Here is a 24503-nt window from a genome sequence, read left to right on the forward strand (position 1 = left end):
GGGGACGCTCGTCATGAAGGCTGCGCTGGTGCTCGCGACGCAGCTGTTCGAGCGGCATCCGGCCCTCGACGACTCCGACATCGACGTGTTCCTCATCGTCGAGTCGGACGCCGCGTTCCGCCGGCGCCCGTACCACGCGCACAAGATCGCGCTGCTGCTGTCGGGCCTGCGCCACACCGCCGACCGGCTCGAGGGCGCGGGCCGACGCGTCGAGCGGCTGACGCTCGCCCACACCGAGGGCGTCGGCGTCGGCGCTGCCGTGAAGCGGATGCTGCGCGAGCACGACATCGACGGCCTCGCGTAGATGAGCGCGACCGACCGCGGCATCGACGCGCGGCTGCGCCGGATCTGTAGCGACGCCGGCGTGAAGGTGCGGGTGTATCCGGATGAGCTGTTCCTCACCGCGGCCGAGGATGTCGACGCGTGGTTCGCGCAGCATCCGTCCTCGTCGATGGAGGACTTCTACCGGGCGCAGCGGAAGCGCACCGGCATCCTCATGGATGGCGAGCGGCCCGCCGGTGGGCGCTGGAACTTCGACGCCGACAACCGCGAGCCGCTGCCGAATGACGGCATCGAGGTGCCGTCGCTGCCGGTCCCCGAGCCGGATGCGATAACGCGGGGCGTGCTCGTCGAGGTCGCCGCGCGGTTCGCCGATCACCCGGGCGATGCGGCCGACTTCTGGCTGCCGGTGACGCCGGAGGGTGCGCGCGCGTGGCTCGACGACTTCGTCACCCACCGGCTCGGGAGCTTCGGGCGGTACGAGGACGCGATGGCCGCTGGCGAGCCGTTCCTCTTCCACGGCGTGCTGAGTCCTCTCATGAACACCGGGCTGCTGCGGGTCGACGAGGTGGTCGAGGCTGCGCTGAGCCGTCGCGACGACGTGCCGATCGCGTCGCTCGAGGGGTTCGTGCGCCAGGTGATCGGGTGGCGCGAGTACATGCGCGGCGCCTACCGGACGAGACCCGCCCTGATCGAGGCCAACCACTTCGGTCTCGCGCGCGAGCTCGAGCCGTGGTGGTATTCCGGCAGTGAGGTCCCCGACGACATTCCGGTGCCGGTGCGCACGGTGCTCACCCGCGTGCATCGGTGGGGCTATGCGCATCACATCGAGCGGCTCATGGTGCTCGGCAACTGGATGCTGCTGCAGGGCTACGCGCCCCGGTCGGTGTTCGACTGGTTCCAGGCGCTGTTCGTCGACGCCTACGAGTGGGTGATGGTGCCGAACGTGCAGGGCATGAGCCAATACGCCGACGGCGGCGGCGTCGCCACCAAGCCGTACATCTCGGGCGGGGCCTACCTGCAGAAGATGGGGTCGTGGTGGGGCAGCGAGCGCGAGGCCCGCGAGTCGGCCTTCACGACCGCGTACTGGGACTTCCTCGACCGGCAGGAGGAGCAGCTGACGGGCAACCACCGCCTCGCGATGCCGCTCGCGCAGATGCGCAGGCGGCGGGACGGGTGAGTCACCGTGCCCACCGCGGGCATCGGGTCACGCCCGGGCCGTGCCGACCTCGGTGAGCGCAGCGAGGGCGCGGCCGAGCAGCTCGTCCATCGAGTGGGTCGCGGCTTCGGCCACCGCCCGCCGCGCGGCGTCCTCGGCGTGCGCGAGGTCCCCGGCGCCGAGCGCCGCCTGCGCCTCGGTCACGAGGATCTCGATCGCCACCCACATGTACGTGTCGGGCTTGCGGCGGAACTGGTTCATCGCGCGCGCGAGCCATTCCAGCGCGGATCCGTGGTCGCCCTCGTCGAGGTAGGTCAGGGCCAGGGCCTTCGCCGAGATCGCCTCCCAGCAGGGATCGCCGATCTGGCACGCCATAGCGAACGTGGCCGACAGCCCGTCCCTGACCTTCGCCGGCTCATCGCCGCGGGCGAGCAGCACGTGCGCGCGCCACGCCTGCGGCCAGGGGAGGAACGCGTTCCACTGCGCCGCTTCCGCGAGCTCGCACGACCGGTCGGCCCACTCCTCGGCGAGGTCGTAGCGCCCGAGCAGGTAGTGCGTGCGCGAGCCGACGCCGAGGATCCACGCCTCCCGCACCGGGGCCCGCGCCGCCCGCGCAAGCTCGGCCGCCTCGGCGAAGCGGTCCGAGGCCTCGGCGAGCCGACCCATGTCGCTGAGATGCATCGCCTCGAATCCCGCCAGTCGTGCCGCGAACTCGGCATCGTGCGGATGCAGCTCGCGCGCTGCTCGCAGGTTCGGCATCACGTTCGCACGGCGGCCGGCGATCACGTCGAGGTAGGCGAGTTCGCCGAGCGCGGTCGCTTCGGTCTGCTCGTCGCCGGCGGTCTGCGCCTGGTCGGCGCCGTGCCGCAGGACGATGGCGCCCTCGTCGTCGTAGCCGCGCACCGAGTGCACGAGCGCCGTGCCGAGCTCGGTCAGGCAGCGGCCGTAGAGCGCCGGGTCCTCGGCGGACTCCGCCGCGGCCGAGGCTCCGCGCAGGCACTCGACGCCGGCGTCCGCGGCGCCCGCGGCGACCGCGGCGATGCCCGCCTGCAGGAGTGTTGTTGCGGTGGCGCGTGCCGGGATGCCGAGGGCTGGGGAGGCGACGCCGGTGCGCGCGGCGTCGCGGAGGGCGGGCGACGGCGGGACGCCCGTCTCGTCGAGGAAGACCGCTTCTGCGGCCGCGACCTGGCGCTCGGCGGCATCCGCTTCTCCGGCCGAGGCGAGCGCCTTCACGAGCAGCACGTGCGCGCCCTCGTCCAGCGGCGTGCGGGCGACCATCGCCTGGCCGAGCTCGATCGCGCGGCCGTGCTGCCGAGCCGACAGTGCGCGCAGCGCCGCCTGCCGCAGCGCTTCGGAGATCTCGCCGTCGATGCGGCTGCGCTCGACGAGCAGCCACGATTCGAAGCCCGCCGAGCCGCGCACGTCGATGCCGTCGAGGAATCCGCCGGTGACCGGCCCCAGCGCGGCGGTATCGGGCGAGATGTCGCGGACGTCGATCCAGGCGTCGTCGAGGCCGAGCGCGACGGGGTTCCCGGCGAACGCGTCCGGAGCACCGAGACTGCGGCGGAGTTCTGCGAGCGTCCAGCGGAGCGTCGCGAACGGGTCGTCGGCCTCGGCGAACAGCTCGTCGACCAGCACCTGTCGAGAGACCGGGTCCGCCGAGCGGGTGAGCCGTGCGAGGAGCGCCCAGGACTTGTGGCCGCGCGGACCCGCGATCGGCACCCCGTCGCGCTCGGCGGCGGGGCGGCCGATCAGGTGGATGCGCAGCACGCGCTCACGGTATCGGGGTCACGCGGCGAGGCGATAGAGCTCCGCCACGCGGCGCGCCGCCGTGGCGAGGCTCCGGCCGGAGCGCTCCTGGCGAACCAGGACGCCGTGGACGAGACCGAAGGCGCGCTGGCGCACGACGTCAGGGGCCAGCGGGTCGGCGAGGACTGCGGCGGCGGCGGGGGCGTCGCCGCGCGCCTCCTCGGCGAGGAAGGCGAGCTGGGCGTGGTGGGCTTCGGCGCCGTCCTGGGCGATGGCGTGGGCGAGGTCGTCGAGGGTGGTGGCGAGGTCGATCGTGCACATGATGTGTCCTTCGTTCATGATCCGGTGAGGTCGTGAGGACAGCATCCGAGGACGGCGTGTGACGCGCCGTGTGAGGTTCTGAATTCTTTCTGCGGGGCCGTCACACGCCCGAGTGCACTCCGCGACGAGGCCGCGGGAACACGTCAGCCCGGGCCGACCCCATGCAGGGCCGACCCGGGCTGACGCGCGAAGATCAGAGCGGGCGAATGTTCGCCGCCTGCATGCCCTTGGGGCCACGCTCAGCGTCGAATTCGACCTTCTGGTTCTCCTCGAGATTCTTGAATCCCGAGCCGGTGATCGCGGAGAAGTGCGCGAAGAGGTCGGCCGAGCCGTCATCGGGAGCGATGAAGCCGTAGCCCTTCTCAGAGTTGAACCATTTCACGGTGCCAGTGGCCATCGTGTCTTTCCTTTTTCTGCTGGGGCCGCGTGAGCGGCCGGGGGTGCCGTTCCGACGTGTGCGGAGCGGACGTGTGAGGTGCGCGGGGCGCGCAGGTGTGGGGGCTTTGCGGGTGATGGATGCCGCGACGGCCCGGCCCGCGAGGTCGCGGGTCTCGTGCACGCCGAGGGCGTCGCCGACGGCGCCGTGGGCCTCGTAACCACGCGGGGTGACGGCGATGAACCCGGCGTATTCGCCGGCGGCGGTCGCCACGAAAACGTCGTGGTCGGCCTGCCGCCACTCGAGCGCGGGCGCGCTCGACGGAGGGAGGGATGCGGATGCTGTGAGAGTCAAGGGTCTTTCTGGCGCGCGCCGGCGTCGCGGGTGCGGTGGTGCGCGTAAGTCGAGTTTGGGTGAAACCGTTCGATGTGACGGTCGGGCGTCAGGCGTTCTGCGGCTCCACGATGAGGCAGAGAGGGACGCGTGCATACCCGGTTGGGTGAGTTCAGCCTACACGAGTGGATTGTGCGGCGCCTGTGTGTGTCGGAGTCCGACGAAGACAGCGGGCCTAGGGTCGTGTCGTGGCCATCCCGTTCCGCCCCGTCGCCGTGGCGTTCCGCATCGTCGCGGTCGTGCTGATTGCGACCGGCGTCATCCGCCTGCTCGATCTGTTCACGCCCGACCCGAGCTGGCGCACGCTGCTGTACTTCACCGCGCTCAGCAACGTCCTGGCCCTGGCGTGGATGGCGACCGTGGCGGCGGCGACCGTGCGAGATCTCCTCACGCGCGGACCTCGCGGGCTGTCGAATCCGTCGCCGGAGTTCCACGGGGCGGTGCTCATGGCCGTCACCGTCACGATGCTCGTCTACACGATCGTGCTGGTGCCGACGCTCACCGAAGACAGCTCGTATCAGGCGTACACGCTCACCGACACGCTCGTGCACGTGGTCGCGCCGGCGCTGGTGATCCTCGATTGGCTGCTGTTCACCCCCAAGGGGCGGATGCGGTGGCGCGACCCGCTGCTGTGGGCGCTCATCCCGCTCGGGTACCTCGCGTTCGCGTTCGTGTTCGGGTCGGTCGGCGGCGAGTTCGCCCCGGGCGTGCGGTACCCGTATCCGTTCATGAATCTCGACACGCTGGGCCCGGGCGGCGTGGCGCTCTGGATCCTCGCTCTCACCATCGCGCTCGAGGCCGTGGGCTTCGTCGTCGTCGCGATCGACCGGGCGCTCGGCCGGGTGGGGGACGGGCGGGGCGAGGCAGAAGCGGACGCGGATGCAGGACAGGCGTCCGTGTCCGACCTGCGCGCGCGGGCGTCGTCCGGATTGTGCCGAGGTCCGGCGAGCTAGCCGGGTATCTCCACCGAGCAGCGGATACCGGGGGCTGCGGCGATGCGTGGATCGAAGGTGATGAGCGGGCAGTCGAGCGCTTCGGCGAGCGCCACGTAGACACCGTCGAACACCGTGAGGTCCGCCCGCAGGCTCAGAGCGCGACTGATCAGCACGGCAGGCGGATGCCGCTGCAGCCGCAGCCGTCCCAGGTCTGCCACGGCACCCTCCATCGCGCGTTCGTCCACGCGCTGCGCGATGGCGAGCCCACGCAGCGCGGAAGCGACCTCCACGTCGACGATGTCCGGCGCAACCAGGTCGTCGGCCTCGAGTCTCCAGCGCACCGGGGTCGCTCGAGCCGAGCCGATCAGCGCATCGACCAGCACCGACGCGTCGACGACGATCACGGCATCCGCTCGCGTCCGCGTCGGACCGCCTCGACGATGTCTGCCGGCTCGACGTCGACACCCCCGCCCCGTGCCTCGATCTCGGCGAACAGTTCGGCGGGCGTCGGCTGGGCGACCAGCTTCGCGAGCTCGATCGACAGGTATTGCTGCAGCGAGCGCCCCTGCCGCTTCACAGCTACGGCCGACCATTGGTGCCCGGGCGCATACACGACGGTGACGCTCGCCGCCAGACCCGGCCCGTCGATGCCGGGATGCCGCACACTGGAGACATGTGGTGGCAGTTCCTTCGGGCGGTGCGCAAGCGCGAGCATCGCGTCGCGCCGACGACGTGGGTCGCGGCGATCGCCGCCACCATCTACACGTTCGCGCCGATCGACCTGATCCCCGAACTCGTCCTCGGGCCGCTCGGGTTCGTCGACGATCTCGGCATCTGGGGCGTCTTCGCCGTGCTCTTCGCGCGCGAGAAGGGACGCTGGCAGGCCGAGGTCGACGCCGCGAAGAAGGCCTCTCGCGACACCGGCGGCGGACAGTCGCAGGCCTGAGGCGCCGCAGCTCAGGACTCCGGGTCGTCATGGAACGCCCGGAGCTCCTGCGCGCAGCGGCACGCGGCCGCGATCTTCGCAGCCCACTCCACTGCGGCCTCGCGCGTCGGCACCTCGAGGACGGTGTAGCCGCCCTCGATCCTCGCGGTCTCGGCGTAGGTGCCCGCCGTGACGGTGCCGTCCTCGGAGACCCTGACCGGCGGGATGTCTTCATCGATGCCGCCGCCGAACACCCAGACGCCGGCTGCCTTCGCCTCGCGGATCACGGCGTGCGCGGCTTCGGACACCGCGGGCAGGTCCTCGTCGGGGAACTGCATCGCCCCGCTCGGGAACGAGATCAGGTACTTCGCCATCGCCGACTCCTTCTTCGCTGTCGCCGCGAGAAGCCTAGGACGGGGTTCCGACGCCCGCCTCCCCCGTGACAGGTGCGAGGGTGGTCGGCTCCGGACCTAAGCCGCGAGCACGACGACCCCGCGCGCACGGGCCGCCGAGAGCAGGACCCGGTCGGCCGTGGCGAGGGCGGCTCCCGCCGTTTCGGCCGCGTGGAGGACGACAGCATCGGGCATCCGCAATCCCGTCGCCGCGCGCACGTGCGCGAGCTCGAGTGCGGCATCCGCGCCGAGGGCGAGAGTCGTGACGCCCAGCGAGCGCAGGCCCGCATCGATGCGCTCCGCCGCTCCCAGCTGCGCGGGGCGCACCAGCACCTCGGCGAGCGTGAGAGTACTGATCGCGAGGTCGTCGTCGACGTGCTCGCCCAGGAGCGCGACGGCGGTGTGGTGGTGCGCGTCATCCGCGTCGAGCAGCGCGATCGCGATGCTCGCGTCGAGGACGATCACTCGGGCCACTCGCGCCGCAGGCTCTCGCGGTGGCCGGGCGGGAAGGCTCCGGTCAGACTGCCCGCCAGCGCGGCGAGTGCCGCGCGGCGCCGGGTGAGTTCCTCGGCGCCGGACGCGTGGAGGCTCTCGTATCCGCGAGCGATGAGGCGGCGGAGCAGGGCCGCGCGGTCATCGTGCAGCTCCGGCCACTCGCGGGATGCGGCGTCGAGGGCGCGCGCCACGTCATCGGTCTCGGTGACCATGTGGCGCGGGCGTGTGGTCGGCATGCGGGCAGTGTAGCACCGGGGCTCTGAGTGCAACACCGAGGCGCAAGCGGTGCGACGACCACATGGGACTTTGGTCCTACTCCGGTGGTCAGACCACAACGCTAGGCTGTGATCAACAAATCGCCCCCAGGGCGACACATACAGAGGAAGTTCCAGACGGTCGCCGCAGAAGCGCCGGTGGAGCGCTCGCGCTGACATGCTCCGTTCCCTGAAGGACATTCGCGCACAGCGCCGGAGCCGGCATTCGAAATGTGGCCGCGGTGGCCGTCGGACTTCCTCGAAACCGGGAGCGCGGAGGATCGTCACCCAGCGCACCCGCGAATCCGGCCGGGCCCGAACGATGACAGTTCGGACCCGGCCGGACCCCTGTCCGGGTACAGCACCCGGGCCGCCGCACGAGCCGTGAGACCATCGAGCGTGAGCACGCTGCGTGCACTGTGGGGATCGTCGCATCCGGGGCCGACGCTGGTGGTCACGGCGCTCGCGCTCGCGCTCGGCTGGGCAGCCGGACTCGATCCTGCGCGAATCGCGCTGCTCGGCGTCGCCGTCTTCGCCGGGCAGCTCTCGGTCGGCATCTCCAACGACGCGATCGACGCGCCGCGCGACCGCCGCACGGGTCGCGGCGACAAGCCCGTCGCGCGCGGCGACGTCGGGCTGTCGGTCGCGTGGGGCGCGGCGTTCACACTGCTCGCCCTCGCGCTCGCGCTGTCGGCGATCCTCGGATGGCGGATGCTCGTCGCCCATGCGCTCGCGCTCGGGTCGGCGTGGGCGTACAACGCCGGCCTGAAGTCGACCCCCGCCTCGATCGTGCCGTTCGTGGTGAGCTTCGGGATCTTCCCGAGCCTCGCGACGCTGTCGTCCCCCGACCCCGCGTTCGCCCCCGGATGGGCGTGGATCGCCGGCGGGGCGCTCGGCGCGGCCGTGCATCTCACCAACGTCCTGCCCGACCTCGACGACGACGCGGCCACGGGTGTGCGCGGTCTGCCGCATCGGTGGGGACCCCGCACGTCGACGGTCGCCGCGGCCGTCGCGGTCATCGCCGGGGCCGTGGCGGTGCTCGCGGGTGCCGCCGGCGGCGACCTGGCGACGGTGACGCCCATCTCGTGGGTGTTCTTCGCGGGAGTCATCGCGGTGGCCGCGGTCACCGTGATCATGGTCGTGCGACAGGCGCCGTCGCGCGCACTCTTCCGGCTCGTGATGCTCGCCGGGCTGCTGCTCGCCGCGCAGCTCGTCGCGACCGGGCGAGCGCTCGTCGGCTGATCCCGGCACCGCGGATTCAGGAGTCGGCGTCGAGGCCCATGGCGTACGCGCGGGCGAACACGCGCCCGGTGGCGGGACTCAGCGCGCCGCGCAGCGCCGCCACGCGCACGCGGTGCGCGAGGGGCGGCAAGGGCCTGCCGAGCGCGGTGTTCATCGCCGCGAGTCTCGCCGCCGTGCGCGCCGAGCGCACGCGGCGCTGCTCCCACCGGTGCAGCTCCGGCTCGGGCGCGACGCCCGTCCGGCTCCACTCAGCGAGGAGCGGCGCGAGCGTGATGGCGTCGAGCAGGCCGAGGTTCATCCCCTGGCCGCCGATCGGGCTCACCTCGTGGGCCGTGTCGCCGATCACGAAGAGGCGCCCCCGGCGCAGACTCGGTGCGATGACGCGCCGCACGCCGAACGCGGTGGCCGACTCGACGGCATCCGCCGCGATCTCTTCGCCGCGGGCCCGCAGGGCCGCACGCAGCCGCGCGGTGCGGATGCCGGGATCCGGGTCGCCACCGGGCGGGTCCCACGCCACGAACCGCCGGATGCCGCCGGGCAGCGGGAACGACTCCAGCACGCCCGTCCGGTCGAGGTGCACCACCGCGGTCGTGTCGTCGTCGCGTGCCTGGACCGCGGCATCCGTCATGAGGTAGCGGTCGTGGTACTCGTGCGCGGAGAGCCCCGAGCCGCGGTACACCAGCCCGCGCCCCCAGACTCCCGCGGCCACCACGACGAGCGGCGCTTCGACCTCGATCGGGTCGGCGTTGCGGAGCGCCCGGATCCTGACCGATGCGGATGCCGGCTCGACCGCGGTCACCTCGACGCCGCGCACCGGGTCCGGCGCGTCGCGCGCGAGCACCGCCTCGGTCGCCGCCTGCGGCAGCGTCGCCACGAACCCGAACCTCGTCGCGAGCCGGTCGAAGCGCACGGTTCCCAGCCGCCGGCCGTCGGAGCGTGCTTCGCCGCGCGGCACGCGCTTGGCGACGGCGAGCAGGGCATCGGTGCGGCCCGAGGGTTCGAGCGCAGCGAGCACCGGCGCGTGTACGCCGATCGCGCGCGTTCCGGCGCCGGGGACGGGACGGCGCTCGAGGACCGTGACGTCGAGTCCGTGCCGGGCGAGCTCGCCGGCGAGCAGCATCCCGACCGGCCCCGCGCCGACGACCGCGACGTCAGGCATGGCCGGTCCCCACGGCGAGCAGGCGGAAGGTCGTGGGGCGCTCGACGCGCCACGAGCCCGACGCGCGGGTCTCCAGCTGCTCGCGCAGCTCGGGCACGGTGTAGCTGCGCCGGATCGAGCGCAGCCCGTCGGTGCGCAGGAAGGTGCCGGGGGCGAGCGGTGTGATGCCCAGCGCGTACAGCGTGTACGCGAGCCGGCCGCGTTCGATGTCGCTGTGGAGCACCGGTCCTCGCGAGAGCGCGGCGGAGTCGTCGAGGAATCCGTGCAGGTGGTCGTCGAGATGGTGCAGCACGTGGTTCGAGATCACGATGTCGAACACGGCGCCCTCGGCTCGCAGGGTCGCGGCATCCGTGCACAGGAACGACACGGTCGCCGGCGCCCCGCGCGACGTGGCGACGGCGTGCGCGCGGGTGTCCGGGTCGGCGCCCAGCCACGACGCGTCGAGCCCGTCGCGGTGCGCCCACGCGGCGAGGCGCGCGATCACGTCGCCGCCGCCGCTGCCGAGGTCGAGGACGCGGGCGGGGCGTCCGAGACCGGCGAGGGTCGGGCGCACGTGCGTGCGGTAGACGGCGTCCCAGCCGGCGACGAGCCGGTTGACGGTGTCGAAGCGCCGGAGCGTCGAGCGCAGGCGTTCCGGGTCGCACGCCGGATCGTCCATCAGCTCGCGCAGCGCGTCGTCGCGCACCGACAGGTTCATGCCACGGCGGGGGAGCGCTTGGTCAGGAGCGCCGACTCGACGGTCAGGCCCGGCCCGAAGGCCAGGGCCGCGACACGGGCGCCGTCGGCGAGCGCGTCGTCGTGCAGGAGCGCGCGCAGGATGAACATGATCGTCGCGCTCGACATGTTGCCGTAGTCGCGCAGCACCGTCCGCGACGTCGACAGCGCATCGGGGTCGAGCTCGAGGCCCGCCTCGACCCGGTCGAGGATGCTCCGCCCTCCCGGGTGCACCGCCCACGCGTCGGGAGGAGGGCTTCCGTCGAGGAACCGATCGACGGCTCCGCGGATCTCGCGGCCGACGATCCGTGGCACCTCGGCCGACAGGATCATCTCGAACCCGCGGTCGCCGATCGTCCAGACCATGTCCTCCTCGCCGTCGGTCGTCAGCGCCGTGCCGAACCGGTCGAGGTCGAGTCCGCCGGGGGTGCCGATCGCCGGGTCGGCGGTGATCACGGCGGCTGCCGCGCCGTCGGCGAAGACGGAGGCGGCGACGATCTGCTGCGGATCGGGGGAGTCCCGCACGTGCAGCGTGCACAGTTCGGCGCTGACGACGAGCACGACCGCGTCCGGCTCGGCCGCGGTGATCTGGGCCGCGAGCCGAAGTGCCGGCATCGCCGCCGCGCACCCGATGAAGCCGAGGTGGTACCGCTGGACCGTATCGGACAGGCCGAGGTCGCGCACGAGCCGGTAGTCGGGGCCGGGGGCGAAGAACCCGGTGCACGAGACCGTCACGACGTGGGTGACGGCGGATGCCGGGATGCCGGCATCCGTCATCGCCGCGCTCGCCGCGCTCGCGTACAGGTCAGGGGCGAGGCGCTGGTACGTGTCGTTGCGGGCTCCCGTCGTCGGCGCGAGGAGAACGGCGGCTTCGTCGACGAAGTCCACTCCCTCGACATCCTCGCTGCGGTCGGCGGGGATCGCGGCGGGATCGGCGAGCTGGGTGAGCACGGTGTGACGGTTCTCGATGGCCGCCGCGTCGAACACGGCGCGGATGCGGCGCTGCGTGAGTCGATCGGCTCCCGGCTGCGCGGCGAAGAAGTCCCGAACGCGGGTTTGGTCGATGCGGGTCGGGGGAACCGCAGTCCCGATCGCCACGATGCGAGCCGTCATGGTCACACCTTGGCACGGCCGCGGGGTGGGTGGGGCCGGGGTTGCGCGACGCTCGAAGAACTGTCAGGTCATCTCGGGCACCGGGCGATCCGGGTAGATCTCCCGCATCGCGCGGTCGTACCGCCGCTTCATCAGCAGGGCGTAGAGCAGCCGGATCGGGGCGGGGACGTTGGCGTGGTACCACTCGTCGCGCTCGTCCTCGGGAACGCTCGCCAGCAGCAGGCCGAGCTGCAGCGACATCACGTCACGCGGCAGCTCCTTGCGGTGCGCGAGCAGGGCGGCGCGGGTGTGGCCTTCGAGCTCGTCCCATTCCTTCTGCGTCAGCACGGCGGCGGCGACGGGCATGATGTCGTCCTCCTCCTGCCCGAGGTGGCCGAACAAGGTGTCGCGCAGGGTCTCGATGTCGGTGGCGAACGCGTCGCGCAGCCGCGGATCCGCCGTCGCGACCCACGGCGCGAGCTGCGGTTCGAGGAGCGTGAGCTGCCGCGCGACCTCGGCGTGCTGCGCCTTCATCTGGTCCACGTGCGCGACGCACGCCGGGTCGCGTGCGGTGAGGCGATCCCACAGGACGGTGTCCTCGGTCTCGTGGTGCAGGTGCAGGGCGAAGAAGTCGAGGGACGCGTAGTCCCCGACCAGCGACGAGCGGGCCGTGTCGCCCGCCTTCACCTCGCGCACGAGCAGCGGGAGTTCGCGATAGAGCCACCGGAAGATGCGATGGACGAGGATCAGTCCCGACGGGTCGCAGCCGGGGGTCTGCCCCTCCGGCAGGGCTCCGGACGACGGCAGTCTCTCAGCCATCTCGACCTCGATCCCGCCACGGACGTGCGACGGATGCCGCCTGCGTGGCGAACAGCCGCAGGCTACACCCGGGACGTCCGCGCCGCACCGCCCTCGGCGCGCGCTCGCACGCCGCGCGGACCGTTGTGCGGGCCCGAACGTGGTCGTACGCTCGGGACCGAGGGACGGTGCCCGCGGGCTGGGACGCGAGCGGGCATGGACGATAGGGGTCCTCGTGAGCGCGACCCGGCGCGGCTGGGAACGTCGCGTCACCGTCGACGCGACGGTGCATCACCCTGTCGAGGCGGTGTTCCCGTACCTCGCCGACCCGCTGAAGTGGCGCGAGTTCGCCCCCGCCGCCTTCTTCCGGGTGCAGCTCGACGACGGACCGCCGCGCGTGGGCACGCGATGGATGGCGACCGATCAGATCGGACCCTTCCAGGCCCACTTCATCGACACGCTCGACGCCCTCGAAGACAACGAGCGCGTGGTGTGGCTGTCATCGGCGCCGTGGAACTCGCGCGTCGAGTACGCGTGCGAGGCGGTCGGGGGCGAGACGCGCATCCGCGCGGAGTACGCCGGCGTGCTGAGCGATGCGATGCGCTGGCAGCTCGGCTGGCTGCCCGATTGGGCGACGCACGCGATCCTCGCCCGGGACTTCGTGCGGCTCGATCGTCTGCTGACGCGCCGCGTCTACGCGTCCCGGACGTGGCAGCGGAATCACGCGATCCCGGAGCGCGGCGTCGTGGAGGTGTGAGGATGGGGGTGTGACCGCCATCTCCGCTCGACCCCGCCCCCGTCTGCTGCGGGGCCACGGCATCCGTCGTGCTGCCGTGCGGTCGTCCGCCGCGCCGGCCGGAGCGGGACGCCGGTGAGCGAGTCGGCAGAACGGACCCGCCGCATCGAGCTGACGCTGACCAGGCCCTGGTTCGCGCTGTACGTCGGCGTCCGGCCGACCGTCGTGGTCGCCGGTCGCGGGAACCCGGTGCAGTGGGGCGTCGGCACGTGGCAGCTTCCCGCCGACCACACGGCGACGATCGGGGTGTACCTCTTCAACCGGCTGTGGCGCTTCGGTCAGGCCGAATTCGCCCTCGAGGCCGGGGACCCGCCCGCCATCACCTACCGGGCGCCCGCCATGCCGTTCGGCCGAGGACGGATGCGGCTGACGCCCGAGCAGCGCGGCGACCGCTGAGCGGCATCCGCGCGCGCCGGACCGGGGTTCTCAGAGAGACGGGCGGCGGAGCGTCAACCGCTCCACCGCCCGTCTGCTCATGCCGAGGCCCGGCGATCAGTCGCGCTTGAACGCGTCCTGGACGTCGTCGGCGGCCTGCTTGAGGTTGGCCTTGGTCTGGTCGACCTCGCCCTCGCGCTCGAGGTCCTTGTCGTCGGTCGCCTCGCCCCACTTCTCCTTGGCCTTGCCGGCGGCCTCTTCGGCGTGGTGCTTGATGTCGTCGTCCATACCCATGTCGTGCTCCTTCCTGGGATGAACCTCCATCACACGTCACGAGCGCGGATTCGGGGAGGGGCTGGAACGAATGGTCGTCACGTGCTACATGGGCGGTCGAGCGCCTCGGTCGGCACGGGCGGGTGCCGCGCCGAGGCGGTGTCGAGGGCCGGCTCTAGGCTTTCGGGATGGCCCTTCTCGACCACCTCGGCATCACCGTCGACGATCTGAACGCTGCCGTCGCGCAGTTCGACCCCGTGCTGACGGCACTCGGCTACACCCGTCATGACGAGGACGGATCGGTGTCGTGGGACAACGCCGACGAGACCGAGCTGATCCTCTTTCCCGCGCGCGAGGACGGGACCGGGCCGCACCGGCACGGGCGTGTCGGCTGGCAGCACCTCGCCTTCGACATCGCCACGCGCGCCGACGTCGAACGCCTGCACGCCCTCGCGCTCGCCGCAGGATGGACCGAGGTGCGCGAGCCCAAGGCGTATCCGCGGTTCAACGATCGCTACTACGCCTCGTTCGTCGAGGACGACAACGGCATCCGCATCGAGTTCGCCTACAACCCGCCCCGGAGCGCGGCGACCGCTTAGGCGCGGGTTCCCCGCATCTTCTTCGCTCCGTCCGTGCGGCTTGCGGGTGAGCCGCGGGCGACTGACCGCCCCGACCGTCTCCGCCCGTTGGCACCCTCACCGAGGCGGCGGGCGACGAAGGCGAGCCGAGGCTGAGGCTGGGTATCTCCTGATCCGGCCCACACCGCCCCCGGGCAGTCCTACGCTCTCGTCATGGAAGCATCGCCGCCCGCCATCGCCACGACCGGCCAGCTCCGCGCATCCGGTCACACGTACCGGCCGGTGCGGATCGAGCTGCGCGAGAACCTCCTCGACGCCCTCGCACAGGGCCGGGATCCCTGGCCGGGCATCCACGGCTTCGACACGACGGTCGTCCCGCAGATCGAGCGCGCCCTGCTCGCCGGCCACGACATCGTGCTGCTCGGCGAGCGCGGGCAGGGCAAGACGCGGCTGCTGCGCAGCCTCGTGGGGCTCCTCGACGAATGGTCGCCGGTCATCGAAGGATCCGAGCTCGGCGAGCATCCGTTCCACCCGATCACGCCGGCATCCATCCGACGCGCGGGCGCGGAGGGCGACGACCTTCCGGTCGTGTGGCGCCATCGCACCGAGCGGTATGCCGAGAAGCTGGCGACGCCCGATACGTCGGTGGCCGACCTCATCGGCGACGTCGACCCGATCAAGGTCGCCGAGGGTCGGTCGCTCGGGGATCCCGAGACGATCCACTACGGGCTCGTGCCGCGCAGCAACGGCGGCATCGTCGCGATCAACGAGCTGCCCGATCTCGCCGAGCGCATCCAGGTGTCGCTGCTGAACGTCATGGAGGAGCGCGACATCCAGATCCGCGGGTACGTGCTACGGCTCGACCTCGACGTGCTCGTCGTCGCCACCGCGAACCCCGAGGACTACACGAACCGCGGCCGGATCATCACGCCGCTGCAGGACCGCTTCGGCGCCGAGATCCGCACGCACTACCCCCAGACGATCGACGAGGAGATCGCGGTCATCCGGCAGGAGGCCGATCTCGTCGCCGAGGTCCCGTCGCACCTGCTCGAGGTGCTCGCGCGCTTCACGCGCAACCTGCGCGAATCGGATGCCGTCGACCAGCGCGCCGGCGTCTCAGCGCGGTTCGCGATCGCGGGTGCCGAGACGATCGCGGCCGCGGCCCTGCATCGCGCGACGCGGCAGCACGAGGACGCGGCCGTCGCCCGCCCGGTCGACCTCGAGACCGCCGTCGAGGTGCTCGGGGGCAAGATCGAGTTCGAGACGGGGGAGGAGGGCCGGGAGCGCGCCATCCTCGAGCACTTGCTGCGCGTCGCGGTCGCCGAGACCGCTCGCGCACACCTGCGGGGTCTCGACACCCGCGTGCTCGCCGACGCCCTGCACGACGGCGCGACCGTCATGACCGGCGAGCAGGTGACCGCCGCCGACGTGCTGGCGGCGATGCCGGTGCTCGGCGAGTCCGACCTGTACGACGAGGTGGCCGATCGCCTCGAGGCGAGCACCGTCGGCGAGCGCGCCGGCGCGCTCGAGCTGCTGCTCGAATCGCTGTACCTCGACAAGCGCATCGGCAAGGACAGTGCGGGCGGGGAGACCGTCTATGGCTGAGCACACTGCGGCGCGCGGAAGAGGCATCCGCTGATGCCCCGCGGCTTCCACCGGAACCCCGCGCACACGGCGCGGTACGGGCGGTACACGGGCGGCGATCCGCTCGCGCCGCCCATCGAGGTGCAGGCCGCGCTCGAGGCGATCGGGCAGGACGTGATGGCCGGGACCTCCGCCGAGCGGGCGCTGCGCGAGTACCTGCGCCGCGGCGACCGCCGCAACGAGGGGCTTGACGACCTCGCTCGCCGGGTCCGCGAGCGCCGCGCCGAGCTGATGCGACGCCATCGGCTCGACGGCACGCTCGACGAGGTCCGAAAGCTCCTGGACCGCGCCGTGCTCGAGGAGCGCAAGCACCTCGTGCGCGACGTGCAGCTCGACGACGACGTCCGCGCTTTCTCCGAGATGCGGCTCGAGAACCTGCCGCCCGGCACTGCCGCCGCCGTCACCGAGCTCACCGACTACGACTGGCAGAGCCCGAGCGCACGCGCCGACTACGACCGCATCCGCGAGCTCCTCGGCCGCGAGCTCCTCGACCAGCGGTTCGCGGGCATGAAGAACGCGCTCGAGAACGCGACGGATGCCGACCGCCAGGCGATCCGCGACATGCTGAACGACCTCAACGACCTGCTCGAGAAACGCCGGATGGGCGACGACACGCAGGAGGACTTCGACGAGTTCATGCGCAAGCACGGGGATCAGTTCCCCGAGAACCCGAAGAACCTCGACGAGCTGCTCGACACGCTCGCGCAGCGCTCGGCGGCCGCCCAGCGCATGCTCAACTCGATGACCCCCGAGCAGCGGAACGAGCTGATGAGCCTGTCGGCCCAGGCGTTCGGCTCGCCCGACCTCATGCGGTCGCTGTCGCGCCTCGACGAGAACCTGCAATCGCTACGCCCCGGCGAGGACTGGACGGGCTCGGCATCCTTCTCGGGGGACGAGCCAACCGGTCTCGGCGAGGCGACCGGCATCATGCAGGACCTCTCCGACCTCGAGGCACTGGCCGATCAGCTCGCCCAGTCGTATCCGGGCGCGCGCATGGACGACATCGACCTCGACGCCCTCGAGCGCCTCGTCGGCGAGGACGCCGCCGTGAGTGCGCGGACGCTGCGTGAGCTCGAACAGGAGCTGCGCGACACCGGGATGCTGCACCGCGCGTCCGACGGGCAGCTGCGGCTCACCCCGCGCGCGATGCGGCAGCTGGGGCGGGCGCTGCTGCGCGACATCGCGACGCGGCAGTCGGGGAGAACCGGTCGCCGCGAGACGCGTCACGCCGGAGCTGCGGGCGACCGCACCGGGGCGACACGCGAGTGGGCGTTCGGCGACACCGAGCCGTGGGACATCCCGCGCACGGTGTCGAACGCGGTGCTGCGGACCGTGGCCGATGGCGGCGATGCGTCGTCCGGCATCCGGCTCGACACGCGTGACGTCGAGGTGGTCGAGACCGAGCAGCGCACGCAGGCCGCGGTCGCGCTGCTCGTCGACACGTCGTTCTCGATGGCGATCGACGGCCGCTGGGTGCCGATGAAGCGCACGGCTCTCGCCCTCCACCACTTGATCTCGACCCGCTTCCGCGGCGACACCCTGCAGCTGATCGAGTTCGGGCGCTACGCGTCGGTCATCGACCTCGAGCAGCTCACCGCGATGGACGCCGATTGGGGCAACAAGGGCACCAATCTGCAGCACGGGCTGCTGCTCGCGCAGCGGCACTTCCGTCGCAACCCCACGGCGCAGCCGGTGCTCCTTGTCGTGACCGACGGCGAGCCGACCGCGCACCTGCGCCCCGACGGCCGCGCGCACTTCGCGTACCCGCCCGATCCCCGCACCGTGGCGGTGACGGTGCGCGAGCTCGACACCGTTCAGCGCATGGGCGCGCAGACGACCTTCTTCCGCCTGGGCGAAGACCCGGGGCTCGCGCGCTTCCTCGACGCGCTCGCCCGACGCGCCGGCGGTCACGTCGTGGCCCCCGAGCTGGACGACCTCGGCCGCGCCGTCGTGGACAGCTACCTCGGCTCCCGTCACACCGGCCGCGGGTCGCCCGAGGACTTCGGCGAGATGCTCCAGGGGCGGTCATGGTGGTGGTGATCGCGCCCTCCGGTCGCTGAGCGCCCTGCACCTCGTCGCCGCGCTCCTGGCCCAGGGCCAGGGAGCGAGACCTCTCGGAGGTGGCGGCGCCGCCCGCGGAGCGGATGCCGCGAGCGGCGGCGCCACTGGTCAGTCCGTGTACTCGATCTTCTCGTCGCCGTGGTAGGCGGTGCTGATGGGTGCGGGCTCGCCGCCGGTCAGCAGGTACTGGGTCGCGCGGGCGGGGGTCCGGCCGTAGCGCAGGTGCAGCGGCCAGTTCGCCCAGCCCTCCGGGATGATCACGTATGTCGCCGGTCCTGGGCTCAGGTCGCGGGTGTCGGGGTCGAGGATCTGGTATTTGCCGGCCGGGATGTCGACCCGGAAGCGGTCGGGATGCGCCGCCTCGTCGAGAAGCTCGCGCCGGCGCAGCGCCGAAATCGTCTGCATCAGCACGTAGTACTCGAGGGGGCCGAAGCCGTTGGCGTGCATCGCGGCGCCGAAGCGCGACCAGCGTGGCGACACGTCCGTCCTGCCTGCCAGCGCGGCGCGGGCCATCATGTTCATCGCGAAGGCGCCGGGGAACGCCGGCGGGTAGTCGATGAAGTACCGCATCCAGATCGTGCGCTCGGCTTCGGGGACGTCGCCCCAGTCCTCGGGCCGGGGTCCGGTGTATTTGGGTGTGTGCTCGGTGTCCATGGCGGTCACCTTCCCGGGACGCCGCAGCGCCCCTGAGAGCGGATGCCGCGGCTCGCGGCATCCGTCGACTTGCCCGACGCGGTCGCGGCGGGCCGGTTCTTCCCCTGGGGCACCCCGCTCGACGGAGAGGGTTGCCGGGCAGCCGGCCGGGTACCGACAGCTGCCACTCGTGAACCTGGCTGCGAATGACGTGCTCGTGGTCGCCACCGCGAACCCCGAGGACTATACGAACCGCGGCCGGATCATCACGCCGCTGCAGGACCGCTTCGGTGCCGAGATCCGCACGCACTACCCGCAGACGATCGAGGAGGAGATCGCGGTCATCCGGCAGGAGGCCGACCTCGTCGCCGACGTCCCGTCGCATCTGCTCGAGGTGCTCGCGCGGTTCACGCGCAATCTGCGCGAGTCGGATGCCGTCGACCAGCGCGCCGGAGTCTCGGCGCGGTTCGCGATCGCCGGCGCCGAGACGATCGCGGCCGCGGCCCTGCACCGAGCGACGCGGCAGCACGAGGACGTGGCCGTCGCGCGCCCGGTCGACCTCGAGACCGCCGTCGAGGTGCTCGGCGGCAAGATCGAGTTCGAGACGGGGGAGGAGGGCCGGGAGCGCGCCATCCTCGAGCACCTGCTGCGCGTCGCGGTCGCCGAGACCGCCCGCGCCCACCTGCGAGGCCTCGACACCCGCGTGCTCGCCGACGCCCTCCACGACGGCGCGACCGTCATGACCGGCGAGCAGGTGACCGCCGCCGACGTGCTGGCGGCGATGCCCGTGCTCGGCGAGTCCGACCTGTACGACGAGGTGGCCGATCGCCTCGAGGCGAGCACGACCGGCGAGACCGCATCGTGGTCGGCTCGGGCATCGCCGAGCTGGTGCTCGGCGGCGCGCTCGTCGCGGCCGCGCGCGAGCGGCGGACGGAAGGCGCCGCCGCGGCGCTGTTCTTCGTCGCGGTGTTCCCCGGCAACGTCCACCACTGGCGCACGGGCCGGTCGGCGCCGCTGCTGCGCACCGAGCGGGCGCGCTTCATCCGGCTGTTCCTGCAGCCGGTGTTCATCGCGTGGGCGCTGTGGGGCACCGGGCCCTGGAACGGCCGCACGACTCGTCGCCGCAGCCGGCGGGGCTGAGCGCGGCGACGGACGGGATGCCGACGAACCCGAGGACCGTGCCAGGTCGTTCTGGAACAGGTCGAGCGTCTCGACCTCGAGATCGGGCACGCGCGGCGATTCCCTCGAGTACGGCGGTCGAGACCCGCAGGGTGTTAGAGCTCTCCAGCGGCTCATTGAGCCGTGGATCGCACCGGGTGGCAAGAGCGGTGGTGCGAGACCCGACGTCGGCCCTGGACCCGCGGCGGTGGGCGTCCAGGCGCTGCAACTGCGCCTCTGGCGGCTATCCCTGTGCGCGCCGAGCGCCGTGACGAATCACGAACTGTCGCACGATCGCGACCACGAGGGCCGAGAACAGCGAGAACATGACGCCCGCGAGGAAGAGAGCGGAGTCGCGGAAGGCCGACGACTGACTCGATGAATAGTTGATCGAGACATCCGGGTACGACACGACCGGCTCCACATCGGAGAAGGCGTCGATGACCGTGCGCCGTCCGTCGAGTCCGGGCCAGTTCTCGTCGACGTCGGCGTCGTCGAGCCCTTCGGCTCTCGAGTACGCGAACGACGTGAGCTCCCGATTCCGGTAGACGCCCACGCGAGCCTCGACGTGGCTCGCGCCCTCGGTTGACGGGGTGGCCACCGACAGAGCGGGAAGCTCGAAGCGGACTCCCCACGTCTGCGGCCACCAGAGCCCCGCCAGCGAGACGTCGCACTGGAAGAAGGCCGAGTGCCCGGTCGCGCCGCGCGTGTCGGTTCCCCCGGCCTCGCTCGACTCTGTTGATTCAGGTGGCGTTCCGGTCATCGACCACTCGTCCGGGTCCAGCCAGTCCGGCTCGAGAATCGTGAACGTCATCGCCTTGGCGACGTCGATCGCCGCGATGTTCGACTCCTGGACAGGGCGGCCGTACTGGGCCTCGCGGTCGGACTGCTGGGTGTGGACGCTGTCGACGACGGCCACCCTCTCAGCCGGGGACAATTCGTCGAACAGGACATCCGGCCACACGGTGACTTCGTCCGCGTCGCAGTCCGCGAACTCGTCCGCGGCATCGCCTCCGGCGATGACCGTGATGCCCTGCCGACTGTCACCCGTGGGCTCTTCGTCGGAGGGATCGCTTCGGGAGAGGATCGACTCAGCGCCGGTCTCGTCCGGAGAACCGGTCTTTCCCATGCCGGCCCAGACAGAGATTCGTCCTGCTCGCGGATTCTCGGGAGTCAGGCCGACGAAATTGATGTCGCCCACCACGGCGGCGCTCGGGGTCAATGCGACGACCGCGAGAGCCGACGTCACGCCGCGGTCGGTGGTCTCCGAGTTCGACTGTTCAGCCAACCACCATCCGGCGGCGAACACCGACGCCGCCACGATCGTCGTCGCGATCGTCCTCTTGACCGATGGGACACCACTCATCGCGTCCCCCAGCTGGACCGGCTCACGCCGTAAGCGATGGCTGCGGACAGTGTCGCGAGGCTCAACGATGCGAAGAGGCCCGCGAACAACTGCGATCTGCTCCGCCAACCGGGCGCATCCGACGGCTCCCAGTGAGTCGCGCCGGCCGCCAGTGTGATGCCGATCTCGCCGGTGTAGTTCCGCGCCCACCAGTCCCCGGTGTAACTCGTAATGAGGTCCCGACTCTCATCGATACGACTCTCTGAACTGGTGAATGTCGACCGGTAGAACCTGATGGGCTCGTCCGACTGGATCTCAAGGTCGTAGTCGACCCTCAGGAGGTTGTCTCCGTCCTGCGAGCTGTGGGCGACGATCAGATCGATTCCCCTGAATCGTGTGCGGTAGAGAAGTTCCTGGGTCAGGGCGGACCTGTCGAACGTGCATGTCATCGTCGCTGTACCGAGCTCATAGCTGGTCATCTCGGTCGAGTCGTCCGGCTGCCACTCTCTCGTCACCGAGCCTGCGAGCGAGACGTTCCGCGCGATGAACAGGTCCTGTTCGCGCAGCCAGGACTCGGCTTCGTCTTTCGCCCGTGCGTCGATCCCCGCGACGCCGAAGATCCTCCCTGTTCCTGGACGACGCTCGTTGTAGGCGGTCAGCATCGGCCAGAGGTCGTCGTCGCTGTTGATCCGTTCGGGTTCACCGACGTTTGCGGCCATCCCAGAGCACGTTGGATCGGCCGCCGCCAGTGATCCGCCGATCACCAGGTGCGCGACGGATCCGGGCTTGCCGAGAACTTCGGCGGTGATCTCGAAGCGGCTGCTTGGATCATCGGCGGAGATTGGCTCCGGTGTGGAGATGTCTAGCCAGAGCGGCCCGGTCTTCCCTCCGGTCTGCACGCCGATGAAGGGGACGTCCTCTCGCAGGCTGAAGATCGGCGGTTGGGACAGACTCAGCAGACCCAGCGCGATTGCGGCGAGCGCAACCGCGCCGCCCACGCCGACAAGGACACGTTTTGCGACCTGGCTCATGCCTCTCCCCCGGTAGAGCCGACCTTCACCCCTATGCACAGTCAATATAGGGGGTAGGAACGCCATGAGCGCGAGCACCCACCCGATCGGACGGCGGCGCGGCGGCGGCCGACGAACAGGTCGAGGCGGTGGAGGGCGAGCGACATGGGGTCTCCCGGGCGGGCGCGGTGGTGGACGGCATCCAGCCCACCGAACGCGCCAGACGGGAGCAGTCCCGCGAACCTGACGGATCGCTGACGGCTTCGCTCGCGGGTGCGGGCGATCGCCGTGCGCATGGGAGCTCGCCGTCTGCCTCGCCCGCCCCGCCCCGGCGACCGCTCGCCCGCGCCCGCGACGCCCTACAGCAGCGTGCGGATTTGCGAGGCGGACGGTCGTGGTGGTTCTAGCCGCGAGCGGCGGCGCCACTGGTCAGTCCGTGTACTCGATCTTCTCGTCGCCGTGGTAGGCGGTGCTGATGGGTGCGGGCTCGCCGCCGGTCAGCACGTACTGGGTCGCGCGGGCGGGGGTCTGGCCGTAGCGCAGGTGCAGCGGCCAGTTCGCCCAGCCCTCCGGGATGATCACGTAGGTCGCCGGTCCTGGGCTCAGGTCGCCGGTGTCGGGGTCGAGGATCTGGTATTTGCCGGCCGGGATGTCGACCCGGAACAGGTCGGGGTGCACCGCCTCGTCGAGTCTCTCGCGCCGGCGCAGCGCCGAAATCGTCTGCATCAGCACGTAGTACTCGAGGGGGCCGAAGCCGTTGGCGTGCATCGCGGCGCCGAAGCGCGACCAGCGTGGCGACACGTCGGTCCTGCCAGCGAGCGCGGCGCGGGCCATCATGTTCATCGCGAAGGCGCCGGGGAACGCCGGCGGGTAGTCGATGAAGTACCGCATCCAGATGGTGCGCTCGGCTTCGGGGACGTCGCCCCAGTCCTCGGGCCGGGGTCCGGTGTATTTGGGTGTGTGCTCGGTGTCCATGGCGGTCACCTTCCCGGGACGCCGCAGCGCCCCTGAGAGCGGATGCCGCGGCTCGCGGCATCCGTCGACTTGCCCGACGCGGTCGCGGCGGGCCGGTTCTTCCCCTGGGGCACCCCGCTCGACGGAGAGGGTTGCCGGGCAGCCGGCCAGGTACCGACAGCTGCCACTCGTGAACCCGGGTGCGAATGTAGCAGAGGCGGCCGACATCGCTGCGGGAACTGTCCACAGCGCGGCGAGGCCGGGCGCCGAATCCCGTCAGGGCCCAGGGCCCAGGGCCCAGGGCGCATCGCCGGGTGGCGGAGCGTGGCTTGGTGAGCCGGGGCCGTGCCGAACTTCAGTCCGCGCTGTCGGAGGCCGAGGCGGATGCCGGGACCGCCTTGCGCATGAGCCGGCGCCCGCCCTGGGTGTCGACCGTCTCGTAGCCGAGGGAGTCGTAGAGTCCGCGGGCGACGGTGTTCGCGTCGCTGACCGCGAGGGCGATGGTCGCGTAGCCTTCGGCGCGCGCGAGCTCCTCGGCGGCGAGCATCGCCGACCGTCCGAGCCCCATGCCGCGCCAGTCCTCGTCGATCTCGATGTCCCACACGTAGAACTCGTCGCCGGACGGTCCCGGTCCCACCCACAGGTACCCGGCCTCGTCGTCGTCGACCGAGATCTCGAACACGAAGTGTCCCTCGCGCGGGCCGTGGTCGGTGAAGAGCTCGGGCTCGACGCGAGCGACGTGCGCCTCGATCTCGTCGGCGGTCCGGCCCGACGCGGCGAGGTCGCTGCGGTATCCGGCCATCGCCCGCTCGCGCCACGCCGCGAAGCGGTCGTCGGGGAGGGGCTCGAGGACTATCACGGCACCAGCGTAGGGCGGTCGTGGCGGTCGCGGGGCCCATCGGATGCTGCCGCAGCGGCATCCGTCCGAGAACGGTGATCGCGGGATGATGGACGTATGGCAGGCCCTCACCGTCCCGGACTTCGGGTCGACGCGCGGCTCACGATTCCCGAGCCCGAGCTGTCGTGGCGGTTCTCGCGGTCCTCCGGTCCGGGTGGGCAGGGGGTCAACACGACGGACTCGCGCGTGGAACTGTCGTGGGACGTCGGCGGGTCGGCAGTGCTCTCACCGCACCAGCGCGAGCGCCTGCTCGAGCGGCTGAGCGGTCGCCTCATCGACGGGGTGCTGACGGTCGCGGCATCCGAGCACCGCGCCCAGCTGCGCAACCGCGACGCCGCCCGCGCCCGTCTCGCGGCGCTCGTCGCCGACGCCCTGCGACCGCCGGCGCCCAAGCGGCGGCCGACGAAGCCGAGCCGAGGGTCGCAGGAGCGGCGCCTGAAGGCGAAGAAGCAGCGCACCGACGTCAAACGTCTGCGGCGTCCGCCGAACGACTGA

The 24503-nt window shown here is 71.7% G+C and carries 27 protein-coding genes, 1 pseudogene and 2 riboswitches; of the genes and pseudogenes, 11 read left to right on the top strand and 17 right to left on the bottom strand.

Features of this window, described 5'->3' with window-relative positions:
- Window positions 1-13 precede the first annotated feature (13 nt).
- Window positions 14-1459: pseudogene (locus P0L94_00650) on the top strand (cryptochrome/photolyase family protein).
- Between the two features lie 27 nt (window positions 1460-1486).
- Here P0L94_00650 and P0L94_00655 read toward each other — a convergent pair.
- The 3 genes from P0L94_00655 to P0L94_00665 all read right to left on the bottom strand — a co-directional run bounded on the left by P0L94_00655 (window position 1487) and on the right by P0L94_00665 (window position 3905).
- Window positions 1487-3208: a BTAD domain-containing putative transcriptional regulator gene (locus P0L94_00655; GenBank protein WES64594.1), complete on the bottom strand. Its 1722-nt coding sequence runs from the start codon at window positions 3206-3208 to the stop codon at window positions 1487-1489.
- 18 nt (window positions 3209-3226) lie between these two features.
- A complete protein-coding gene (locus tag P0L94_00660; protein WES64595.1) occupies window positions 3227-3508 on the bottom strand; it encodes a hypothetical protein in 282 nt (93 codons plus the stop codon).
- Between the two features lie 193 nt (window positions 3509-3701).
- On the bottom strand, window positions 3702-3905 hold the full coding sequence (locus P0L94_00665) for a cold-shock protein (GenBank protein ID WES66339.1): 204 nt from the start codon (window positions 3903-3905) through the stop codon (window positions 3702-3704).
- 560 nt (window positions 3906-4465) lie between these two features.
- On the opposite strand from P0L94_00665, the gene P0L94_00670 reads away from it, so the two are divergent.
- A complete protein-coding gene (locus P0L94_00670; protein ID WES64596.1) occupies window positions 4466-5230 on the top strand; it encodes a Pr6Pr family membrane protein in 765 nt (254 codons plus the stop codon).
- On the opposite strand, the gene P0L94_00675 is transcribed toward P0L94_00670, so the two are convergent.
- Both P0L94_00675 and P0L94_00680 read right to left on the bottom strand, forming a co-directional pair.
- Window positions 5227-5616 (bottom strand): type II toxin-antitoxin system VapC family toxin, encoded by a 390-nt coding sequence (locus P0L94_00675; protein ID WES64597.1) that lies wholly within the window; start codon window positions 5614-5616, stop codon window positions 5227-5229. The two genes, P0L94_00670 and P0L94_00675, sit on opposite strands and share 4 nt — an antisense overlap.
- The gene (locus tag P0L94_00680; protein ID WES64598.1) at window positions 5613-5789 is read right to left on the bottom strand and encodes a hypothetical protein; all 177 of its coding nucleotides are present in this window, start codon (window positions 5787-5789) and stop codon (window positions 5613-5615) included. The genes P0L94_00675 and P0L94_00680 overlap by 4 nt, the downstream gene beginning before the upstream one ends.
- A gap of 96 nt (window positions 5790-5885) precedes the next feature.
- Here P0L94_00680 and P0L94_00685 point away from each other — a divergent pair, with 96 nt between their 5' ends.
- The gene (locus P0L94_00685; protein WES64599.1) at window positions 5886-6158 is read left to right on the top strand and encodes a YkvA family protein; all 273 of its coding nucleotides are present in this window, start codon (window positions 5886-5888) and stop codon (window positions 6156-6158) included.
- A gap of 11 nt (window positions 6159-6169) precedes the next feature.
- Here the strand turns inward: P0L94_00685 and P0L94_00690 are convergent, their stop codons facing one another.
- The 3 genes from P0L94_00690 to P0L94_00700 all read right to left on the bottom strand — a co-directional run bounded on the left by P0L94_00690 (window position 6170) and on the right by P0L94_00700 (window position 7260).
- Window positions 6170-6511, bottom strand: a complete 342-nt coding sequence (locus tag P0L94_00690; protein WES64600.1) for a YciI family protein — start codon at window positions 6509-6511, stop codon at window positions 6170-6172.
- 96 nt (window positions 6512-6607) lie between these two features.
- Window positions 6608-6994 (bottom strand): PIN domain-containing protein, encoded by a 387-nt coding sequence (locus P0L94_00695; protein ID WES64601.1) that lies wholly within the window; start codon window positions 6992-6994, stop codon window positions 6608-6610.
- A complete protein-coding gene (locus P0L94_00700; protein ID WES64602.1) occupies window positions 6991-7260 on the bottom strand; it encodes a hypothetical protein in 270 nt (89 codons plus the stop codon). Before P0L94_00700 ends, P0L94_00695 begins: the two co-directional genes overlap by 4 nt.
- Before the next feature lie 417 nt (window positions 7261-7677).
- Here P0L94_00700 and P0L94_00705 point away from each other — a divergent pair, with 417 nt between their 5' ends.
- Complete coding sequence (locus P0L94_00705; protein ID WES64603.1) at window positions 7678-8520, top strand: UbiA family prenyltransferase; 843 nt, start codon at window positions 7678-7680, stop codon at window positions 8518-8520.
- 16 nt (window positions 8521-8536) lie between these two features.
- Here P0L94_00705 and P0L94_00710 read toward each other — a convergent pair whose 3' ends face one another.
- The 4 genes from P0L94_00710 to P0L94_00725 all read right to left on the bottom strand — a co-directional run bounded on the left by P0L94_00710 (window position 8537) and on the right by P0L94_00725 (window position 12304).
- A complete protein-coding gene (locus P0L94_00710) occupies window positions 8537-9679 on the bottom strand; it encodes an NAD(P)/FAD-dependent oxidoreductase (protein ID WES64604.1) in 1143 nt (380 codons plus the stop codon).
- A complete protein-coding gene (locus P0L94_00715) occupies window positions 9672-10364 on the bottom strand; it encodes a methyltransferase domain-containing protein (protein ID WES64605.1) in 693 nt (230 codons plus the stop codon). The genes P0L94_00710 and P0L94_00715 overlap by 8 nt, the downstream gene beginning before the upstream one ends.
- Before the next feature lie 8 nt (window positions 10365-10372).
- Complete coding sequence (locus tag P0L94_00720) at window positions 10373-11506, bottom strand: type III polyketide synthase (GenBank protein ID WES64606.1); 1134 nt, start codon at window positions 11504-11506, stop codon at window positions 10373-10375.
- Window positions 11507-11569: 63 nt separating this feature from the next.
- On the bottom strand, window positions 11570-12304 hold the full coding sequence (locus tag P0L94_00725; protein ID WES64607.1) for a hemerythrin domain-containing protein: 735 nt from the start codon (window positions 12302-12304) through the stop codon (window positions 11570-11572).
- A 214-nt stretch (window positions 12305-12518) separates the two neighbouring features.
- Here P0L94_00725 and P0L94_00730 point away from each other — a divergent pair, with 214 nt between their 5' ends.
- Together P0L94_00730 and P0L94_00735 are read left to right on the top strand one after the other, a co-directional pair.
- Window positions 12519-13040 carry an SRPBCC family protein gene (locus P0L94_00730; GenBank protein WES64608.1) on the top strand — a complete coding sequence of 174 codons (522 nt, stop codon included), beginning with the start codon at window positions 12519-12521 and terminating at the stop codon, window positions 13038-13040.
- Window positions 13041-13154: 114 nt separating this feature from the next.
- Window positions 13155-13475, top strand: a complete 321-nt coding sequence (locus P0L94_00735; protein ID WES64609.1) for a hypothetical protein — start codon at window positions 13155-13157, stop codon at window positions 13473-13475.
- Between the two features lie 96 nt (window positions 13476-13571).
- On the opposite strand, the gene P0L94_00740 is transcribed toward P0L94_00735, so the two are convergent.
- Window positions 13572-13748 (bottom strand): CsbD family protein, encoded by a 177-nt coding sequence (locus P0L94_00740; GenBank protein WES64610.1) that lies wholly within the window; start codon window positions 13746-13748, stop codon window positions 13572-13574.
- A 167-nt stretch (window positions 13749-13915) separates the two neighbouring features.
- Between P0L94_00740 and P0L94_00745 the strand changes: the two genes are divergently transcribed.
- The 3 genes from P0L94_00745 to P0L94_00755 all read left to right on the top strand — a co-directional run bounded on the left by P0L94_00745 (window position 13916) and on the right by P0L94_00755 (window position 17989).
- A complete protein-coding gene (locus P0L94_00745) occupies window positions 13916-14326 on the top strand; it encodes a VOC family protein (protein WES64611.1) in 411 nt (136 codons plus the stop codon).
- A 192-nt stretch (window positions 14327-14518) separates the two neighbouring features.
- The gene (locus tag P0L94_00750) at window positions 14519-15910 is read left to right on the top strand and encodes an AAA family ATPase (protein ID WES64612.1); all 1392 of its coding nucleotides are present in this window, start codon (window positions 14519-14521) and stop codon (window positions 15908-15910) included.
- A 33-nt stretch (window positions 15911-15943) separates the two neighbouring features.
- Entirely contained in the window at window positions 15944-17989 is a 2046-nt protein-coding gene (locus tag P0L94_00755; protein WES64613.1) for a VWA domain-containing protein, read from the top strand.
- A gap of 129 nt (window positions 17990-18118) precedes the next feature.
- Here P0L94_00755 and P0L94_00760 read toward each other — a convergent pair whose 3' ends face one another.
- Window positions 18119-18664: a hypothetical protein gene (locus P0L94_00760; GenBank protein ID WES64614.1), complete on the bottom strand. Its 546-nt coding sequence runs from the start codon at window positions 18662-18664 to the stop codon at window positions 18119-18121.
- A 59-nt stretch (window positions 18665-18723) separates the two neighbouring features.
- Window positions 18724-18839: riboswitch (SAM riboswitch) on the bottom strand.
- Between P0L94_00760 and P0L94_00765 the strand changes: the two genes are divergently transcribed.
- On the top strand, window positions 18834-20183 hold the full coding sequence (locus P0L94_00765; protein WES64615.1) for a hypothetical protein: 1350 nt from the start codon (window positions 18834-18836) through the stop codon (window positions 20181-20183). (Overlaps the previous riboswitch by 6 nt.)
- Before the next feature lie 980 nt (window positions 20184-21163).
- Here P0L94_00765 and P0L94_00770 read toward each other — a convergent pair.
- From P0L94_00770 to P0L94_00780, 3 genes are all read right to left on the bottom strand, one after another.
- The gene (locus P0L94_00770; GenBank protein ID WES64616.1) at window positions 21164-22177 is read right to left on the bottom strand and encodes a hypothetical protein; all 1014 of its coding nucleotides are present in this window, start codon (window positions 22175-22177) and stop codon (window positions 21164-21166) included.
- 408 nt (window positions 22178-22585) lie between these two features.
- The gene (locus P0L94_00775) at window positions 22586-23131 is read right to left on the bottom strand and encodes a hypothetical protein (protein WES64617.1); all 546 of its coding nucleotides are present in this window, start codon (window positions 23129-23131) and stop codon (window positions 22586-22588) included.
- Between the two features lie 60 nt (window positions 23132-23191).
- Window positions 23192-23306, bottom strand: a riboswitch (SAM riboswitch).
- A gap of 159 nt (window positions 23307-23465) precedes the next feature.
- On the bottom strand, window positions 23466-23969 hold the full coding sequence (locus P0L94_00780; GenBank protein ID WES64618.1) for a GNAT family N-acetyltransferase: 504 nt from the start codon (window positions 23967-23969) through the stop codon (window positions 23466-23468).
- A 96-nt stretch (window positions 23970-24065) separates the two neighbouring features.
- On the opposite strand from P0L94_00780, the gene arfB reads away from it, so the two are divergent.
- Window positions 24066-24503, top strand: a complete 438-nt coding sequence (gene arfB, locus P0L94_00785; protein ID WES64619.1) for an alternative ribosome rescue aminoacyl-tRNA hydrolase ArfB — start codon at window positions 24066-24068, stop codon at window positions 24501-24503.

The sequence above is a fragment of the Microbacter sp. GSS18 genome (assembly GCA_029319145.1).
Taxonomy (GTDB): Bacteria; Actinomycetota; Actinomycetes; order Actinomycetales; family Microbacteriaceae; genus Microbacterium.

Excerpts from the sequence above, each read along its gene's own strand:
- P0L94_00665 (WES66339.1), bottom strand. The coding sequence starts at position 3,905 with ATGGCCACTGGCACCGTGAAATGGTTCAACTCTGAGAAGGGCTACGGC.
- P0L94_00775 (WES64617.1), bottom strand. The coding sequence starts at position 23,131 with ATGGACACCGAGCACACACCCAAATACACCGGACCCCGGCCCGAGGAC.
- P0L94_00710 (WES64604.1), bottom strand. The coding sequence starts at position 9,679 with ATGCCTGACGTCGCGGTCGTCGGCGCGGGGCCGGTCGGGATGCTGCTC.
- P0L94_00660 (WES64595.1), bottom strand. The coding sequence starts at position 3,508 with ATGTGCACGATCGACCTCGCCACCACCCTCGACGACCTCGCCCACGCC.
- P0L94_00685 (WES64599.1), top strand. The coding sequence starts at position 5,886 with ATGTGGTGGCAGTTCCTTCGGGCGGTGCGCAAGCGCGAGCATCGCGTC.
- P0L94_00740 (WES64610.1), bottom strand. The coding sequence starts at position 13,748 with ATGGGTATGGACGACGACATCAAGCACCACGCCGAAGAGGCCGCCGGC.
- P0L94_00725 (WES64607.1), bottom strand. The coding sequence starts at position 12,304 with ATGGCTGAGAGACTGCCGTCGTCCGGAGCCCTGCCGGAGGGGCAGACC.
- P0L94_00720 (WES64606.1), bottom strand. The coding sequence starts at position 11,506 with ATGACGGCTCGCATCGTGGCGATCGGGACTGCGGTTCCCCCGACCCGC.
- P0L94_00700 (WES64602.1), bottom strand. The coding sequence starts at position 7,260 with ATGCCGACCACACGCCCGCGCCACATGGTCACCGAGACCGATGACGTG.
- P0L94_00755 (WES64613.1), top strand. The coding sequence starts at position 15,944 with ATGCCCCGCGGCTTCCACCGGAACCCCGCGCACACGGCGCGGTACGGG.
- P0L94_00690 (WES64600.1), bottom strand. The coding sequence starts at position 6,511 with ATGGCGAAGTACCTGATCTCGTTCCCGAGCGGGGCGATGCAGTTCCCC.
- P0L94_00745 (WES64611.1), top strand. The coding sequence starts at position 13,916 with ATGGCCCTTCTCGACCACCTCGGCATCACCGTCGACGATCTGAACGCT.
- arfB (WES64619.1), top strand. The coding sequence starts at position 24,066 with ATGGCAGGCCCTCACCGTCCCGGACTTCGGGTCGACGCGCGGCTCACG.
- P0L94_00770 (WES64616.1), bottom strand. The coding sequence starts at position 22,177 with ATGAGCCAGGTCGCAAAACGTGTCCTTGTCGGCGTGGGCGGCGCGGTT.
- P0L94_00760 (WES64614.1), bottom strand. The coding sequence starts at position 18,664 with ATGGACACCGAGCACACACCCAAATACACCGGACCCCGGCCCGAGGAC.
- P0L94_00750 (WES64612.1), top strand. The coding sequence starts at position 14,519 with ATGGAAGCATCGCCGCCCGCCATCGCCACGACCGGCCAGCTCCGCGCA.